We start from the raw sequence: 18,389 nt of genomic DNA, 5'->3' as shown, positions 1-18,389 counted from the left end.
ATGACTACCGCTGTATCCTCACTCTGCCGTAAAAATCCCCATGCTCCATGTGACGAGCAAATGCCCTACTGGGTCGAATTTCAACTGGTTGATGAGCAGGGCGATGCTGTAGCGTATATGCCATGGACTGTTGAAAGTGCTCATCCTGTTTCCGGGCCGGTGGAGGGATTCACTTATTCTGGTCAGAGCGATGCTGACGGGCTAATCAGGGTCGACATGCCGCACGGTCTGGAGCTGAGGCTGACGTTTGATGGCAATCAGCTGGCTACGGAAATGGAAAAACGTGCTTTACGCGTTAGTCGCGATGCGGAAAATGATTCTATTGTTCGCCCTGAAGCTGAAGAGAAAGGTATATTTGGCATTATACTGTTATCGGTGAACTTTGTCAGAGTGCACCAGACCTGGAATTAAGACCCGGGGAAATGTTACCTGCATACCACTTTCCTGCAAATACAGCATTTAAAGGATTTAAATTCCGAACGGATGAGCTTGAAAAGCGTCATGTAATAGAAATATGCCCTTTCAGAGCATGGGAGCTTGTTCTGCATCATCAAAAGGACTATTCCATTGCGAATGGAATTAACCTTGGGGCAGCAGCAATGCTTGCCTATGCAGATGACAGTACTCTGGATACGGTGTCAATTACGCGCTTTTTTATTAACCAGTGCCAGGATCTATCCCGCTTACCTCAGCTTTATAAAGACGGTTCAGCATGGAATATGTTAGTACAGGATGTTCCCTATAGTAAGCGGTATTATCCCCCGGTTTTTATAGATACCTCGCGCGATACTTCTCCTAAGGTAGATGAGAAGGGCACACTTGGAACAGTAAAGACACAGGATGATACTGCTACAACAAAAGCAGACGGTGATACACAGCTTTATTATGTTTATAACGAGGATAAGTTGATTGTTGCCGGGCGTGGAACGGCCAGCTTGTTTGATGTAGGAACGGATCTTGCGTTTAGGCCGGTAAAATCAAAATTATGCGATATAGATAAAACGCAATGCACTCCGTTACTACCTGCTGGGAAAGTGCATACTGGGTTCTGGAGTGGATATAACAGAGTTGAAAAAAAATTTAGTAAAGAAGTTTCAAAATTTGAACAATGAGCAGGTGATCGTGAGCTATTTATTTGTGGTCATAGCTTAGGGGGCGCGCTGGCATTAATTCATTCGGTAAAGTTAAAGAATGTTAATCCAGTTCTTCATACCTATGGAATGCCACGAACTTTTACACGTGATGCAGTGATGCAATTGTTGGAGATTACCCATTACCGTCATGTGAATGATAATGATCCTATTCCAGCCGTACCAGCAGAAGCCAACCTTGATAACGAGTTATATAAATTATGGGGATGGTTTGGTGGAACACTGGGCTTTTTCTGGTCATTGGGTGAGCTTCTCGCTTACCAGATGGTTGCCTGGGGAGACTGCTTCTGGCACCACGGCAATACGGTTGCCTTTCTCACAGCCACACAGAGCCGGGAATGGAATGAGTGTAAGAGGGCTCTCCCAACTCCTGCAGGGTGTATTACCATCAGAAATCCACTTCCAATAAAGGCTAAGCTTTATCTGGTGCCCGCTCTGGCGGAACAAGAGATGCAACAGGCCGGGAAGAAACAGAAAGATTTTAAAGCGTCATTGACGCAATCGGATTTAAATGATTTCTTCCCTAAAGGCAGCAACCCAGACAGGGGGGTTAATATAAATATTTTTGAACACTTTATGACGTCCTATATGCCTTATATGTATAACAAGGTGTTAGAGTTGATTGATAACGCCGGTATAGTAGAAAAGTGCACGTTTACTGAGCATATGTATAATGTTGATTCATTTAGGGAGCAGATGGCAGAAAATAAAAATGATATACCGACTGATGAATTATCCAGAAATGAAATGTTTCTTAATGTCGAAGGTTTGCTGGGAGTGTCGCTGACTCCAACATTATCTATGCCGTCTGGCAATGATACGCTTTTGCGGTTTGCTCAATATGGAGAAGAGGTAATGGAAAATGTATAACCAATCAAAAATGACTCTGCTTTCCCTGGTGTTGTTTTCCTCTGCAGGATGCAGTGTTAGCCAAGCCGTTAACAAGACGTTATCTCCACCGGCGGATACAAAATGGGTTAATTTTGAAGTAAAAAAACCTTCTCAGTACACGAAACCGATTCCACTTGAGGTCATATACATCTCGCATGAATGCATGAAAAAAAGAATTAGTGGGTTTGATGGCTCAGTTATCACAGAGCCAAGCTATAACGTTATCGAGATCCCCATGCAGCAAGAGAGCGGGTATATCTGGAAAGCAAAAGTTGCTATGACTGGTGGTGGTTCATGTAAATGGACGTTGAGTGCGGTCAATTTAGGTATCGAGTATATAGACGCGACAAATCTTGGTAAAGATCTTGTTCCTTGTACGGCGGTGGGGTGGTCGCTCGCTTTTGATAATGATGCCTCCAGAAACGGGCAGTATACTGCAACTTTTGGTGATTTAAATTTATCTCCAAAATATTATCTATATATAATAGAGTGGAAATTAATTCGTAATAGGAATGACTTAACTCTTTTAGGCCGACATGACTTTATTTTAAGTCAGGTTACTAATTTAAATAATATAAAATTTGAGTCGTTATTGGATGAAAGTAAAATAATTAGATATATTGAACCTGAAAAAAAGATCAAAGGTGTTCACGCTAAAATAATATATCCAGATGGTAGTGTTATATCCGATGGCACTGTGTTTCCTGATTTTGATACGATTGATAAAATGAATGTTAAAAAGTAAAAATGATAGCGTTTTTTTGCTAAACGTATCAGGCTAATTAATTGTTATAATTACAGGCCTGTAACGCGTTTTTATGATTTGTTTGATATAGAGCAGAGGTAATGAAAAATGTCTAATCAATCAAAAATTATTCTGCTTTCCTTGGTGTTTTTTTTCTGTGGAGGGTTGCAGCATAAGTAGAACTGTTAACAAAACGTTATCCCCGCCGGCAAATACAAAATGGGTCAATGTTGAAGTAAAAAATCCGTCTCAGTATACAAAACCCTTCCCGCTGCAAGTTAAATAATAAATTGTTAGGGTTAGTTTATGAAAAAGGGTTTAGCGATGGAAAGACCTTCACTGAACATGCCGAGAAAGTAGCATCCTTTAATTTACAAATGGACCACTATTCAGGTGAAATCCCTAAGAATGAATTTGACAGAAATAAAAAGTTTCTTTCGCTCGAGGGTTTGCTAAAAAATTCGCTTAGCTCAACCATCTCTGCCGCATCTGGTTCCGATGCTCTTAAAAGATTTGGCCATTATGGTGAAGAGGACATAGAAAATGTATAAGAGATTAAATTCATTCGTCTTGATCCAGTTTGTTTTATTGCTGAATGGATGCGCTCAGGCGACTGACAGAACATTATCACCACCATCGAATTCTGATTGGGTTAATATTGAGATAAAAAATCCATCTACGTATACAAAGCCTTTTCCTCTAGAAGTGCTGTACACATCAACGGCGTGTAAACGCGAGTTGATGAGTATGCGGGATGGCAAATATTATGAGAAGGTGGGGTATAACTCAGTGAAAATCCCACTTCAGAATCAACATGATTCAGATATTTGGATCGCAAAAATAGCAAAAGATGGTGGTGGAAAATGTAACTGGAAACTGAGTGAATTCAATCTAGGTATTGAATACGTTGACGCTACTCACCTTGGTAAGGGGCTAGTGCCAGGAACCGAGGTTGGCGCGACAATTGCGTTTGATGACAATGCAACAAAAAGTGGTCGGTTTGATATATTTAAAGGTTCGGAACTTATTTTGTCTCCTGCGTATTACCCTTTAATAGATAGTAATAAAGATATCAGTACGGATGACATCTTAAATTTATTTGGGAGAGTTAATTTTGTACAAAAGAAGATAGTATCTTCTGCCAAAAATCTTCATATAAAGTTTGAGCCAACTCTTGATGAGTCTAAAGTAGTCAGGATGATTGCTCCAATAGAACAAAAAATTGGGGTGTACTATAAAATTATCTACCCTGATGGCACGATTGTGTCTGATGGAACAACTCACCCTTATGTAAACAGATTAAAGGATTAATTTGTGGGTAAATTTATAAATAAGTTATTCCTCTGCACGCTAATGTGCTTTATTGTTAGTTGTGTCAGTGCAGATAATCTAACATTATCGCCACCATCCTAAATTCATGATTTTAATATGATCAATGCACGGTAACTGCTAAATAAATATAGGTGTTAATTATGTACAATGGCATCGTATTGATCGGTGACAAAACTTCTCATGGCGGAAAAGTGATCTCCGCCTCTTCCAATATTACTGTCGACGGGAAAAAAGCCGCGTTAGTGGGTGATATGGTCAACTGCCCGGTAGATGGGCATGGAACGAATCCTATCGTGGAAGGATCACCGCACCGGACATTTAACGGTTGCGCTGTTGTCGTCGATGGCTGTAAATGTCAGTGCGGTTGCACTGTAATTTCAAGTGCTCAGAACAGCACGGTAGGATAAGCAATGGGCTGGGAAAGGACGAAAGCAACAACGATGGAGTTGCCTCCTGAACCATCTTTTACGGGATGGCTGTTGGCTGGTGGTGTTGCCGCGGTTGTGGGTATTTTGCTGTTTATTCTGCATGCGTCAGGCATGGTTAAGGCACTGGCTGCATTCAATATCTGGTGGCTGGCATCCAGCCCGGTTCTTGGCTGGTTTTTCCTGTTTTGTTTACGGGGGTGGCTGTGGGGCAGAACCGTCAATGAACATCAGTTTTTGCAAAAGGAAGCTGAATATGGACAGCAACAGTGGGAGGCCTGGGCTGGACGCTATCTGGCCGTACTTGAAAGTAGCATACTGCTACCTTCCGGAGTGACCTCTGACGCCATTGCTAAATCAGATGCTGCAGATGCTCCGCAATTTCTTTCACTGACCTGCCATTTTGATGCGAAATCGACGACGTCCACCTCCTTGCTCGAAATGGGACTGGCCGGTGTACAAGAGGCGATATCAATGTTGCCTGCGACAGTACCATTCAACGTCACCATTGTGAGCGACATGATTTCGTCAGACTTCGAGACCCGGTTTCGCAAATCATGGGGGAAAATTTATCCTGGGCGTGAGCTAACAGGTTCGATCTCATGTTGTGAAGCCCTTTCTTTTGACTGGCTCGAGGAGCGCCTTAAAAATCCCGTTTTCGATATTGATTTGATCCTGATATTGCAGAGTCAGGGTGCTGAACAGTATTCCGATGCACTCGCAGCGATGGTACTTACCAGCGATGATATTGCTGAAAAATACCAGCTTTCACACTCCGCCCGCATATTGCGACCGATGCCGCAGGACATGACAAATTTCAGGGCTGATATGGGGTTGTTCCTCGAAACACAAACGATCGCCTGTCAGACGTCAAACGTGTTCTGTGATTACGGGCACTGGAATGACGGGTTTGCTGATCTAATGACCGCGTCTCAATCACATCTGACACCGTGGGTGCCCCAGGAAATTGATGTAATGGAAAAATATAACGGAATTCCAGGGGGCGGGAGTGCGTGGTTTCTAGCCACATTACTGGCCGACATCGTGTCCGTTAGCAACAAACCTGTTTTAGGGCTGTTTACCTCAGGTGCTGATCGTTTTGTCAGTACTGTTACCTCAGGGAGTGAAAATAATGATGCCGGGTAGTACATGGAGCAGGGGAGGGCTTGCCGGCATAATAGCCTGCATCTCAGCGATTATAGTGGCCTTGATCCTTCATTTCGGCCCATCGCATGGCCTTGATACCCGACTGAAGCAAGTGCTTGCATTTTTTGCCGTATGGATAGTCTTGCTGATTGTTTTCTATACACCGTTTATGTTCCGGCTTATGAAGGAAAAGTATCATCGCTGGCGAGAGCAGAAGAACAATGCGCTGCCTTCTGATGAATCAAGAGTTGCCCGGACTCCGCCACGCAATGTCACCGTTGATACTATCCGTGACGCCATGCGTAACCTCTACGGTCGGCGCTGGGGACGTAAAACACGCATTCTGCTGGTCACTGGGACCATATCTGAGGTGGAGCAGTTGACTCCGGGTCTTACGGGCCAGCTCTGGCAGGAAGACCGCGGCACACTGTTGCTGTGGGGAGGTGACCTCAATACCCCAGCCGACAGTGCCTGGCTGACCGCGCTGCGTAAGCTGCGTCGCCGTCCGGTGGACGGCCTGGTGTGGGTCACTTCGGCCTTTGACCAGCTCTCTGCACCAGGGCTGGAGCCGCCATTGCCGGTGCCGTCTGAAAGCACCATGGATGCCCTGTCTCACGCCATCAGCGTGCGTATGGAAACGCTTGGCTGGAAACTCCCGCTGTATGTCTGGTCCCTGCACCCGCGCGCCGGTCAGCCGGAGGGGTGCATTACGCAGGCGACTGGCTGCCTGTTACCTGTCGGGTGTCGCACCGAAGGGCTGGCAGAACAACTCTCTGCCCTGACGCTGGATTTGATCTCGCAGGGTCTGCAGCAGACCTGCGGCGAGGTGAAACATCACTTCCTGCTGACGCTTGCCGACCAGCTTATTCGTGAGCCACAAAGCGTGACGGCTCCGCTGTCGGTGATGCTCAATCCGTACCGCCCACTGCCGCTGGCCGGCGTGGTGTTTAGTCAGCCCTCTGCCGGTGCTGAACGTGCCGTGACGCACCACTGGGGCATGGATAAGCGCTGGGATATTCTGCCTGAATCCGACCGGACGCTTCCTGCCGGGCTGCGTCCGCGCAAACCGGGTATTCCATGGTGCAAAGTGTTTGCGTCAGTTGTCGCCCTGGCGATGGTGGGCTGGGCTGCATGGATGAGCATCGCGTATGTCACCAACCGCAGTCAGATTGACGGCGCGAATGCCCAGGCAGCACTTGCCGCCCGACAGAACCAGCCGCTGGAGCAGCGCCTGCACGCGCTTTCTGAACTCCAGAAAACGCTGGCCCGTCTGCAGTACCGTGCTGAGCACGGCGTGCCATGGTATGAGCAGGCCGGGCTGAGTCAGAATAATGTCCTGCTGACCGCACTTTGGCCTCGTTACCGCGACAGCGCACTGCCATTGTTGCGGGATGCGGCCGCAGACCACCTGCAGAAGCAGATCAGTGCGTTTAACGCGCTGCCGCCGGGCAGCCCGCTGCGTGAGCAGATGGCAAAAGCTACCTCTGACCAGCTCAAACTCTACCTGATGCTTACCCGTCCGGAACATATGGATGCGGCCTGGTTCAGCTCGGTGCTGCTGCACGACTGGCCAAAACGTGATGGTGTGAAAGACGGTGTCTGGCAGGGCGTGGCGCCGTCACTGCTGTCGTTCTATGGCGCACAGCTGGTTGCGCATCCAGAGTGGAAGCTCCGTGCTGATGAAAGCATGGTCAGCCAGGCGCGTTCCCTGTTGGTTCGTCTGATGGGCGTACGTAACAGTGAATCGACCCTGTACCAGAAGATGCTCTCCCTGGTGGCACATCTGTATGTGGATATGCGTCTGGAGGACATGACCGGGGATACCGATGCATCCCGTTTGTTCAGCACCACGGAAGTCGTGCCCGGCATGTTCACCCGCCAGGCCTGGGAGCAGGCCGTGCAACCTGCTATAGAAAAGGTGGTGAAGGCACGCCGGGACGAGCTCGACTGGGTGCTGACTGACAGCAGGCGTCAGGTGAATAAACAGGACGAGACCTTGCCGGAAGCGCTGAAAAAACGCCTGACGGAACGCTACTTCGCTGACTTTGGCGGGGCCTGGCTGGAGTTTCTTAACAGCCTGCGGCTTCGCCGGGCCATGACGCTGTCGGATTCGATTGACCAACTGACCCTGATGGCCGACGTGCGCCAGTCACCTCTGGTGGCGCTGATGAACACCCTGAATGTGCAGGGCCGCACCGCTCAGACCGGGGAAGCGATTTCAGACTCGCTGGTGAAATCGGCCAAAAACCTGCTCGGGGGTGATAACAAAGATGCCATTGACCAGAGTGCCGGGGTTCATGGCCCGCTGGATGCGACCTTTGGTCCGGTGCTGGCGCTGATGGACAAGAACCGCACGGGTGCACAGGAGTTGAGTCTGCAGTCGTTCCTGACCCGCGTAACCCAGGTGCGTCTGCGCCTGCAGCAGGTGACCAATGCTGCTGACCCGCAGGCCATGACCCAGACCATTGCCCAGACCGTATTCCAGGGCAAGGCCGTTGATCTGACCGAAACCCGCGACTACGGCAGCCTGATTGCTGCAGGGCTCGGGCAGGAGTGGAGCGGCTTTGGGCGCACGGTGTTTGTGAATCCGATGGAGCAGGCCTGGCAGCAGGTGCTGACCCCGGCGGCCGACAGCCTTAATGCCCAGTGGCAGCAGGCGGTGGTCGCTGAGTGGAACAGTGCTTTTGGTGGCCGCTATCCTTTCAGTAATTCCAGCAGTGATGTCTCCCTGCCGCTGCTCGCCAAATACCTCAACGCAGATTCCGGGCGTATCGCCCAGTTCCTGCAGACCCGCCTCAAAGGCGTGCTGCACAAAGAGGGCAATCACTGGGTACCGGACAGCATCAACTCGCAGGGCCTGGTGTTTAATCCTGCCTTCCTCAATGCTATCAACACCCTGAGTCATATCTCGGATGTGGCCTTCACCGAAGGCAACGCTGGCATGAACTTCGAACTGCGTCCGGGCACTGCCGATGGCGTAATGCAGACCGACATGATTATCGACAGCCAGAAGCTGACCTATGTGAACCAGCTGCCGGCGTGGAAGCGCTTCACCTGGCCTGCAGATACTGAGGCTCCGGGTGCGAACCTGAGCTGGATTAGCACACAGGCCGGAACCCGTCAGTACACCGATATCCCAGGTGCCTGGGGCTGGATCCGCCTGCTCGATAAAGCCGCGGTCAGTGCTTACCCGGGTGTCAGCAGCAGCTTCAGCCTGAGCTGGAAGGCACAGGACGGTCGCACGCTTAATTACACCCTGCGAACCGAAGCAGGCGAAGGCCCGCTGGCTCTGCTGAAGCTGCGTAACTTCCGTCTGCCGGAAACCATCTTCAGCACCACCGGTATCGCACCCTCAGACCTAGCTACAGATGCGGCCAGTGATAATGGGGAGGCGTACTGATGAGCACGCTCAATACCTTACTCAGCGCCTGCCAGACAGAGCAGGCGCCCTTGCTTGCCGCCACCCGTGAGCGTGTGGCGCAGTGGGACAGCTGGCTGCAGCCGCTGTCCGAGCAATCGTTCGCTGGCGAAGACCCGGGCTATGACGATGACTTCCAGCAGATTCGCGAGGAAATTAATAAGCTCTCTGGTGCTAACACCGAGCTTATTTGCCTGCATGCAGAAAAGATTTTAACCACCGTTGCGAAAGATATCCGTGTGGCCACCTGGTACTGCTGGGCGAAGCTACACCGGGAAGGCGAGCAGGGGCTGGCCGAAGGACTTGAACTACTGGCCGGTCTGCTGGAGCGCTTTGGGTCACAGTTGCACCCGCAGCGTGACCGCAGCCGAAAGGCGGCGCTGGAATGGCTGGCAGGATCGCGCATGACCGACTCACTTTCCCTGTACCCGGAAGTGGTCAGAGAAGAGGCGATGCGTACCACCGGAGCGCTGCTGCTGATAGCCGGGCTTACCGAAAACGATCCGGATGAAACCCGTCCTGAACTCAATACGCTGTATGGTGCTCTTGAAAGCCGTTTGCAGAAAGCGGGCGGCGTGGATGCGGTGGTACCGCAGAACGCCAGTACCAGCGAAACCCCTTTGGTTGTCAGTCAAAGCGATGTCCCGGCGATCGGGCGGATCACCTCCGGTCAGGATTTACTGGCTCAGGCCCGCACCCTCACCGAATATCTGCGCGAACAACCGGACGGCTGGCTGTCAGCACACCATCTGATGAAAAGCCTGCGCCACGATACCTTGCGGGCCATTCCTGCCCCGGATGCGCAGGGGCGCACACGCATTGAGCCGCCAAGGGCGGATCAGCGCGCGTTACTCAAACGCCTCTACCTGCAGCAGAACTGGGCTGAAATGCTGGAAACGGCCGACAGCACCTTTTCCCGCGGAGCCAATCACCTGTGGCTGGATTTGCAGTGGTACATCCACCAGGCGTTGACGAAATCAGGTCAGGACACCCTGGCTGACATTATTGCTGCCGATCTGAAAGGGCTGCTGACCCGTCTGGCCGGGCTGGAGACGCTTGCGTTCAGTGACGGTACCCCCTTTGCGGATGAAGTGACGCTGAACTGGATCCAGCAGAGCGTGCTTGATACCACTGGCGGGTGGGACAACGATACGCCATCAGCCCCGGCCACCGCCGGTAACGACGACATTCTGGCGCTGGAGCCGGAAGCCGTGGCGCTGGCCGACAGTGAAGGCCCGGATGCCGCTCTGGGGTGGTTGCAGACCCGGCCGGGCATGACCACCGATCGTCAGAAGTGGCTGTTGCGTCTGCTGATGGGGCGCATTGCTGAGCAGTACGGTAAAAATGACCTGGCGGTACACCTGTTTGCAGAACTGGGTGAACGTGCAAGAGAAGTGACCCTCAGTGACTGGGAGCCTGAGCTGATGTTTGAGGTGCAGGCCCGCCATCTGAAACTCCTGCGCCTGAAAGCCGGTCGCAGCGAGGCTGAAAAGGCCCGCCTTACACCGGTAATGGACCAGTTACTTGCCGGACTGATCGCCGTCGATCCCGCCCGTGCCGCCGTGCTTTGCGGTTAAATCCACAGGAACAGAAATAAATGGAAGATTTGACCCTGCGTTATTACGACGCAGAAATGCGGTACCTGCGTGAAGCCGCGAAAGAGTTCGCTCAAACCCATCCCGATCGCGCAGCAATGCTCGACCTTGATAAGGCCGGCACACCCGATCCGTATGTCGAACGCCTTTTTGAAGGCTTTGCTTTCTCGATGGGGCAGCTGCGGGAGAAGATTGACGACGATCTGCCGGAACTTACCGAAGGTCTGGTCAGTATGCTCTGGCCTCACTACCTGCGTACCATTCCGTCACTCTCGGTGGTTGCGTTCACGCCTGTGCTTCAGGCCGTGAAGATGGCAGAAGTCATGCCCGCGGGTCTGGAAGTATACACCCGCCCGGTAGGGCCGAAGAACACGGTCTGCCGCTACCGCACCACCCGCGATGTGATGCTCAATCCGCTAAATATCTCAGGGGTAACAATGACCACTGAGCCTGACGGGCGTTCGCTGCTGCGGATGCGTTTTGCCTGTAGCACACAGGCGGACTGGTCCCATGCGGACCTCAGCCACCTGAGCCTCTATCTCGGCGCAGATGCGCCAGTCAGCAGCCAGCTACACCTGATGCTGACCAGGCGGCAAGCCGCCTTGTATATGCGTCTGCCCGGGCAGACTGACCGTATTCGCCTGGACGGGTACTTTTCGCCGGGAGGATTTGCGGAGGAAGATGGGCTGTGGCCGAAGGGGGATACTGCCTTCAGCGGCTACCAACTGCTACTGGAGTACTTTACTTTCCGCGACAAGTTTATGTTCGTCCACCTCAACGGTCTGGACGGGATTACGCCGCCTGCGGGAGCAGAGTACTTCGACATCGAAGTCGTGTTCAGTACGCTGTGGCCATCAGACCTACCGGTCACCAATGACGCGGTTCGTCTGCACTGTGTGCCGGTGATTAACCTGTTCACACTGGAGGCTGACCCGCTCACCATTACCGGGCTTGAGAGTGAGTACCTGCTGCGCCCCAAACGGCTGCAGGACGGACACACCGAGATTTATTCGGTGGATTCGGTGACAGGCTCAAACCGGACCAGTGACGCAGAGTATGTGCCGTTCAGCAGCTTCAGGCACAAGGGCGGGATGATGCGCCGTCATGCCCCCCCCCGTTACTACCACACCCGCGTGAAGCGCAGCGTGACCGGGCTGCATGACACCTTGCTTATCCTTGGGGGGCACCAGTGGGAGGAGGACCGCCTGTTTGAGCGTGAAGCCGTATCGCTGCAAATCACCGGCACCAACGGCCAGCTGCCGCGCCGTGCACTACAGAGTACGCTGCTTGACCGCTGTGAGCAGGTGGTCAGTACACAACTTTCAGTACGCAATCTCTGCAAACCGACGCTGCCAGTCTATCCGCCTTCCGAAGACCGTTTTCACTGGCGGGTTCTGAGCCACCTGGGATCCGGTTTCCTGAACATGATGAGCACCGCCGAAGTGCTGCGCGGCACGCTGGCACTCTATAACTGGCAGGAAGATGAACTGAACACCCGCCGTCTGGAGGCGATTCAGCATGTGGAGCACCACCGCCTGCAGCGTTTTGAGCAGGGCTACCTGCTGCGGGGGCTGGATATCGAAGTAACCCTCGACAGCAACGGTTTCACCGGTGAGGGTGACATTCACCTGTTCGGTGAAATGCTCAACCGATTCTTTGCGTTGTATGCCGATATGAACCAGTTCAATCAGCTCACCCTCATTGTTCAGCCAGAAGGAAAATGCATCCGGTGGAAAGAGAATCACAGTCCGCGTCTGCCCAGCTGATAGCGCAACTGGGGGACCGGCTGCCATATATCAACTTTTACCGCTTCTGCCAGCTGCTGGAGCAGAGCCAGCCGGACAAACCGGTTACGGGCAGTACCTGGCAGGTACGTCATGAACCGGTACGTTTTCGGCCACACCCAGGAATGGGCTTTCCGGCATCTGAAGTCAAAGGGATTGAGCCGTCTGAGCATTCGCATCTGCCGCCGACGGTACGCATCACCTTTATGGGGCTCTACGGCGTGGAGTCCCCTCTGCCGACGCACTATATCGATGACATTACCCAGCGGCGGGAAGGGTATGAGGCCACCGCGGATTTCCTCGATATTTTCAACCACCGGTTGATTGCTCAGTACTATCGCATATGGCGTAAATACTCGTACCCGGCGACCTTTGAAGAGGGTGGGAAGGACAAAACCTCGCAGTACCTGCTGGGACTGGCCGGGCTCGGGATTAACGGCTGCACGGACAGTATCGCGACCCCGGCTTCGCGCTTTCTGGCACTGCTGCCGGTCATGTTACTGCCGGGGCGTACCGCAGAAGGCATGGCCTCGCTGGTGCGCCTGCTGGCACCCAACACGCAGGCGAAAATCTGGCACCATGACAAACGCCGCGTGCCTCTGAAGAAACCTTTGATCATGAGCGTCAGCCAGCCAGTCACCCTGACAAACCGTCCGGTGATGGGTAACTATGCCACCGACGTAAACAGCCAGGTACTGATGCGCCTGACAACCACTGACTCAACTGAAGTGCTGAGCTGGTTACCGGGCGGGGAGCTCCACACGGACCTGATGACGCTGCTGCATGTCTATCTTGGCTCCCGCCTCGATGTACGCCTGCAGCTGTGTGTCGACCGTAGCCTGCTGCCGGACGCGACAATGAGCAGTAAACCCAACGCTGGCGCAGTGCAACTGGGCCGCACCGCAGTGATGCGGCCGCTGAATGCAGCGAACACCGTCACGCACTCCAAAACCATAACCATCAATCTTGGCCGCTATGAGCGGGTACAGGAAAATATTCACCGCAGGGAGACCGATGAAGATGGCGATTACCGCTGGTAAATTTCCTCTGGCTGCGCTGGCCGCTGGTATCACCTTGATGCTGGCTGGCTGTGGGCTGAGTCAAAAAGTAACAGATGGCACCGTTGCTGTGACCAAATCGATTTTTTATAAGCAGATAAAGGCCCTGCATCTGGATATTCGAGCCCGTGAGGCCGTTAACAGCAATGCTGGCGGCGTGGCACTGTCGACGGTGGTGCGCATCTACCAGCTTAAGGATCGCAAAACGTTCGACAGTACTGACTATCCGTCACTGTTTAAAGAGGACAGTCAGGTCATCAAAGCAGACCTGCTGGTGGAGAAAGATATCCTCCTGCAGCCGGGCGGGGCGGTCACGGTCGATATGCCAATGGAGGAAAATGCGCAGTACGTGGCGGTGGCCGGGATGTTTATGTCACCGGACCAGGAGAACAATACCTGGCGTGTAGTAATGAGTCGGGATGACCTTGATCCGGATAAGGCACGCGTCATTGAGGCGGGGAACAACCAGCTGACCATGCAGGCACTGAAAGATGAATGAGACGCCCCGTTCCTCGCTGTACGAGACGCTATTTGGCAATTTTACCGGGGGGTTCGATCTGCATCAGGTCAGTGAAGAAAACCAGGTCATCCTTTCGGTTCTGGACAACATGCAGCGCGTTCTCAACTGTCGCGCCGGCACGCTGGCGCATCTGCCTGATTACGGGCTGCCCGATATGACAAAAATCCTGCAGGGGATGCCCGGAACGGCTCATGAGCTTATGGGCACATTGTCTGCCGTTCTGCTCAAATATGAGCCACGCCTGAAAAAAATAGACGTTGTTCTGCTGGATCAGAACATTCCCGGCGAGCTGCGCTATGCCATTGACGCTGAACTTAAAGGGATTGGCCTGGTGCGCTACGGGACTGAGTTTATGCCCGAAGGACGGGTCCTGTTGCGGCATCTCAGGCAACAGCAGTATCTCGACACAACACCCCGTATATAAGGTCAGATAACACCATGTCAGTAAAATCACAGTTCCTGAAGAAGCTGCAGGCGCGACAACCTTCACCTGTTCCCGCAGTTAGCAAGAGTCAGGCTGATATTGCAGCGTTTCGCCAGCGAATGGCTCAGCTTCAAGATCAAATGGACGCGTGGCTGACAGATACCGGACTGAATGCAGAGGCACTGGCGGTATATGTTCCGGACCTGCTGGTAGAGGGTGGGGCTTTTGATATTTCCGGTATCGTCCTGCGTTATGGTAACCGGGCGGTTAAGTTTATGCCGATATTCCTGTATGGACAGGGAGTTGCAGGCTGTGTCGAGGTGACTTTTTTTTCCGGGTACAGCTCGATTTCTCAAGGACGCCTGTTCATGCGGGTGGGGAGTGTATATGACTGGATCTTTACTCCCCCTGATACATCACCTCAGTCAGGACAACTATTTGATGAAGGTGTTTTTTTCGGTCTGATTTTAGCGCTGCTGCCCTAGCAATAACATTCATTCCTTTATTAGTCATTGCGTTTCTACACGCAAAATTGCTTTACACATCAACTGACGATATTAACCGACACGGATATGCAGGCCCTGCAGAATGACCAAACATATAACGTTAAAAACCGGCGGCGACCCGCGTACGCTGCCAGATTATGCCGCCCTCCGCGATGAACTCAGTAAGCTTACACATCCTGCTCGCCCTGATGTGAACTGGCAATATGTCCAAAGACTCTGTCTCTCAATGTTTGAACAGAACGGTGTGGAGTTGCAGACAGCAGCCTGGTACACCCTTGCCCGTACTCACCAGTCTGGATTAGCTGGCCTGAATGAAGGGCTGGCGATTCTGGAGGCCCTGATTAGCCGCCAGTGGGAAACTTTATGGCCGAAGACACAACACGCTCGTATGGAAATTCTTAGCGGCCTGAGCCAGCGCCTGCAGCAGCGCATGCGTATGCTTCCATTCAACAGCAGCCATCTTAGTGAGCTTTATCGTGCTGAAGCGTTACTTACCAGCCTGAGCGCGGTGCTCCAGCGCCTTGAGCTTAAACACCTTAGCCAGCTCGATACGTTACGAACGTTGATACGTTCAAATGCTGAACGGCTGGAAAGCAGTAATGAGACGTCCGATTTGAATGTGAACATGAAGCCCGATAGCGAATCGCCTCTGGAGAAAGCCGAACCGATCGAAGAGGTGAAATGGGTATATGTTGTGCATCAGGAAAATCAGCCGAATGGGGAGGATCGCACGACAGCCCCCGTGTCTGTCAGACAGTGGAAGCCCTTTTTTGCCGGGATGTGTTCCACGCTGGTGGTTTGTATCGCTGTGGCGTGGGGATGGGTTTCTTTGTCCAGACCCGACCCCCTGGCGACTCAGGCTTTTGCCTCTCTGGCTCCGTTACCTGAAGTGCTCACGCCTGTGCAACAAAACGCGTTAACACTGCGTGGTAGTTTACCGTCCACGTTTATCACAGACACTCAGCAGCAGCTTGCCCGCATGGATAAACTGCTTCCTGACTGGAATATTTCCTACAGCCTTCAGCTGTTAAAGCAGCTCCAGACATTATGGCCGGAGGAGGCGAAACCGCTCACAATGCATTGGCAGCAAAAATTTAACGCGGCAGCGTTACCTGTCGACGCAATGAACAGCTGGTATCAGGGAATGATGACGCTTCAGCAACTGAGTCATCGGCTGAGTAGCCTGGACGAGCAAAAAGGAAAATACATCACGGTAAGCGAGCTTAAATCCGTAGTTTTTTCGACTATACAGTCATTCAACCAGACGATACCGGCTGAAGAACAACTCAGGCGCCTGTCGCAGCACCCAGCAGGAGATGCGCTTCCTGAAGCTGAAAAGACTCAACTGGAGTTGCGTCTTAAGCAGCTGGCAACGCGTTACGCTCAAATAAAACAGGATTCTTCTGCTCAATGAATTCTGGCGGTGGACAAATGAATGTACTGGAAAAAGCGGGGGGGAAAGTGTCCCCTGCAGACTTCGAATATGTATGGTTTATTTGTTGATAGTTAAGGTTTATTTGTTGTTAATAAAGTTAAGGGGCCCCCAATAAGGCCCCCAAAAGTTATTTTGACAGAATTCATTGAATAATAACTAACCGTCTTTGGTTCGATTCCGCTTAATAGATATCGTACTCGAAAACTTCATCTTACCATATCTGACCTGCTCCCCGTTGATTAGTACACCCCGATGTTAGTAATGTCTTCATAAGCCACATGAGGACATCCCCATGAAGAAGCGTTTTTCCGACGAACAGATCATCAGTATTCTCCGCGAAGCCGAAGCTGGGGTACCCGCCCGTGAACTCTGCCGCAAGCATGCCATTTCCGATGCCACGTTTTACACCTGGCGTAAGAAGTATGGCGGTATGGAGGTGCCTGAAGTTAAGCGCCTGAAGTCGCTTGAGGAAGAGAACGCCAGACTCAAGAAGCTGCTTGCCGAAGCCATGCTGGATAAAGAGGCGCTTCAGGTGGCTCTTGGGCGAAAGTACTGACGACAGACCAGAAGCGGGAAGCCGTGATGTTGATGTGTGATGCGACCGGTCTGTCGCAACGTCGTGCCTGCAGGCTTACAGGTTTATCCCTGTCGACCTGCCGCTATGAGGCTCACCGTCCGGCTGCTGATGCGCATTTATCAGGGCGCATCACTGAGCTGGCACTGGAGCGCAGGCGTTTTGGCTACCGTCGTATTTGGCAGTTGCTGCGCCGTGAAGGGCTTCATGTTAATCATAAGCGCGTGTACCGGCTTTATCACCTCAGTGGCCTGGGCGTAAAACGCAGAAGACGTCGTAAAGGGCTGGCAACAGAACGTCTGCCGCTGCTCCGTCCGGCGGCGCCCAATCTGACCTGGTCGATGGATTTCGTCATGGACGCACTTTCCACCGGTCGCAGGATCAAGTGTCTTACCTGCGTCGATGATTTCACAAAGGAATGCCTGACGGTCACTGTTGCCTTTGGGATTTCAGGCGTTCAGGTCACGCGTATTCTGGACAGCATTGCACTGTTTCGAGGCTATCCGGCGGCGATAAGAACTGACCAGGGGCCGGAGTTCACTTGCCGTGCACTGGATCAATGGGCCTTTGAGCATGGTGTTGAGTTGCGCTTAATCCAGCCGGGCAAGCCAACGCAGAACGGATTTATTGAGAGCTTTAACGGACGATTTCGCGATGAATGTTTGAATGAGCACTGGTTCAGCGATATCGTTCATGCCAGGAAAATTATTAATGACTGGCGGCAGGATTATAACGAATGCCGCCCGCACTCCACGCTGAATTATCAGACACCGTCTGAATTTGCAGCGGGCTGGAGAAAGGGTCATTCTGAGAATGAAGATTCCGACGTTACTAACTGAGTGTTGTATCTAATCGTGGGGGCAGGTCACTTGGTGCAGCACGAACGTTCGTCGTTTGTAAAAGAGACACTAAACAGGTTGTCGGTTTTTACTCTCTGGCCACCGGCAGCGTTAACCACGTGGAAGCAATGGGAAGCCTCAGGCGCAATATGCCAGATCCAATTCCCGTAATCATACTTGCTCGCCTGGCAGTTGATGTTTCATACCGTGGCCAAGGGCTCGGGGCCGATTTACTGCATGATGCAGTTCTGCGCTGTTACCGTGTAGCTGAGAATATTGGAGTCCGTGCGATTATGGTTCATGCACTGACTGAAGAAGCCAAAAACTTTTATCTTCACCATGGCTTTAAGGCATCACAAACTCAGGAACGGACATTGTTTTTAAAGTTACCACAGTGAGGTTTGAGGAAGAAAGGGGCTTGTTCGATATTTAAGATATTGATTTATAATGATTTTACCATTGAATTTAACATAATCTTTGTTATGCGCACCTGTATTGTAGTAGCAAAGTTGTAATGTCCGATAATGGCTAAGTTAAGATGTCCGG

General features: G+C 51.9%; 15 protein-coding genes and 2 pseudogenes. All 17 read left to right on the top strand.

The features are described from left to right. A pseudogene (locus ADJ24_RS25585) lies at positions 1–411 on the top strand (hypothetical protein); the annotation flags it as partial. 11 nt (positions 412–422) lie between these two features. Beyond that, on the top strand, positions 423–1,112 hold the full coding sequence (locus tag ADJ24_RS25580; protein WP_023308694.1) for a hypothetical protein: 690 nt from the start codon (positions 423–425) through the stop codon (positions 1,110–1,112). Positions 1,113–1,133: 21 nt separating this feature from the next. After that, positions 1,134–2,021, top strand: coding sequence for a lipase family protein (locus ADJ24_RS25575; RefSeq protein WP_308417522.1), 888 nt, complete (start codon positions 1,134–1,136; stop codon positions 2,019–2,021). Continuing rightward, on the top strand, positions 2,014–2,787 hold the full coding sequence (locus tag ADJ24_RS13525; RefSeq protein ID WP_023308692.1) for a hypothetical protein: 774 nt from the start codon (positions 2,014–2,016) through the stop codon (positions 2,785–2,787). The genes ADJ24_RS25575 and ADJ24_RS13525 overlap by 8 nt, the downstream gene beginning before the upstream one ends. A gap of 543 nt (positions 2,788–3,330) precedes the next feature. After that, complete coding sequence (locus tag ADJ24_RS13520) at positions 3,331–4,098, top strand: hypothetical protein (RefSeq protein WP_023308691.1); 768 nt, start codon at positions 3,331–3,333, stop codon at positions 4,096–4,098. Positions 4,099–4,259: 161 nt separating this feature from the next. Then, positions 4,260–4,526, top strand: coding sequence for a PAAR domain-containing protein (locus tag ADJ24_RS24285; protein ID WP_023308690.1), 267 nt, complete (start codon positions 4,260–4,262; stop codon positions 4,524–4,526). A 3-nt stretch (positions 4,527–4,529) separates the two neighbouring features. Continuing rightward, on the top strand, positions 4,530–5,690 hold the full coding sequence (locus ADJ24_RS13515; protein ID WP_023308689.1) for a hypothetical protein: 1,161 nt from the start codon (positions 4,530–4,532) through the stop codon (positions 5,688–5,690). A gap of 181 nt (positions 5,691–5,871) precedes the next feature. Beyond that, positions 5,872–9,090, top strand: a complete 3,219-nt coding sequence (locus ADJ24_RS13510; RefSeq protein WP_373276154.1) for an ImcF-related family protein — start codon at positions 5,872–5,874, stop codon at positions 9,088–9,090. Continuing rightward, positions 9,090–10,685 (top strand): type VI secretion system protein TssA, encoded by a 1,596-nt coding sequence (tssA, locus tag ADJ24_RS13505; protein ID WP_023308687.1) that lies wholly within the window; start codon positions 9,090–9,092, stop codon positions 10,683–10,685. Before ADJ24_RS13510 ends, tssA begins: the two co-directional genes overlap by 1 nt. A gap of 20 nt (positions 10,686–10,705) precedes the next feature. Further along, positions 10,706–12,469: a type VI secretion system baseplate subunit TssF gene (gene tssF, locus ADJ24_RS13500; RefSeq protein WP_023308686.1), complete on the top strand. Its 1,764-nt coding sequence runs from the start codon at positions 10,706–10,708 to the stop codon at positions 12,467–12,469. Continuing rightward, the gene (gene tssG, locus ADJ24_RS13495; RefSeq protein ID WP_032667899.1) at positions 12,424–13,527 is read left to right on the top strand and encodes a type VI secretion system baseplate subunit TssG; all 1,104 of its coding nucleotides are present in this window, start codon (positions 12,424–12,426) and stop codon (positions 13,525–13,527) included. Before tssF ends, tssG begins: the two co-directional genes overlap by 46 nt. Beyond that, on the top strand, positions 13,508–14,044 hold the full coding sequence (gene tssJ / locus ADJ24_RS13490; protein WP_023308684.1) for a type VI secretion system lipoprotein TssJ: 537 nt from the start codon (positions 13,508–13,510) through the stop codon (positions 14,042–14,044). The genes tssG and tssJ overlap by 20 nt, the downstream gene beginning before the upstream one ends. Beyond that, positions 14,037–14,489, top strand: a complete 453-nt coding sequence (tssE, locus tag ADJ24_RS13485; RefSeq protein ID WP_023308683.1) for a type VI secretion system baseplate subunit TssE — start codon at positions 14,037–14,039, stop codon at positions 14,487–14,489. The genes tssJ and tssE overlap by 8 nt, the downstream gene beginning before the upstream one ends. A 14-nt stretch (positions 14,490–14,503) precedes the next feature. Then, on the top strand, positions 14,504–14,974 hold the full coding sequence (locus ADJ24_RS13480) for a hypothetical protein (RefSeq protein ID WP_023308682.1): 471 nt from the start codon (positions 14,504–14,506) through the stop codon (positions 14,972–14,974). Between the two features lie 103 nt (positions 14,975–15,077). Then, positions 15,078–16,409, top strand: a complete 1,332-nt coding sequence (locus ADJ24_RS13475) for a VasL domain-containing protein (protein ID WP_023308681.1) — start codon at positions 15,078–15,080, stop codon at positions 16,407–16,409. 313 nt (positions 16,410–16,722) lie between these two features. Next, positions 16,723–17,843 (top strand): IS3-like element ISSen4 family transposase gene (locus tag ADJ24_RS13465; protein WP_123244535.1). Its coding sequence is split into 2 segments (ribosomal slippage): positions 16,723–16,981 and positions 16,981–17,843, totalling 1,122 coding nucleotides; the frame shifts between segments, so codons are not numbered across the junction. A 23-nt stretch (positions 17,844–17,866) separates the two neighbouring features. After that, a pseudogene (locus ADJ24_RS23580) lies at positions 17,867–18,241 on the top strand (GNAT family N-acetyltransferase); the annotation flags it as partial. Between the last annotated feature and the right edge of the window lie 148 nt (positions 18,242–18,389).

Source organism: Enterobacter sp. 940_PEND, from assembly GCF_001059415.1.
GTDB classification, from domain to species: Bacteria; Pseudomonadota; Gammaproteobacteria; order Enterobacterales; family Enterobacteriaceae; genus Enterobacter; species Enterobacter cloacae_M.
The sequence above is the reverse complement of the archived record's forward strand: the minus strand, read 5'-3'. Positions and strand labels throughout refer to the sequence as shown.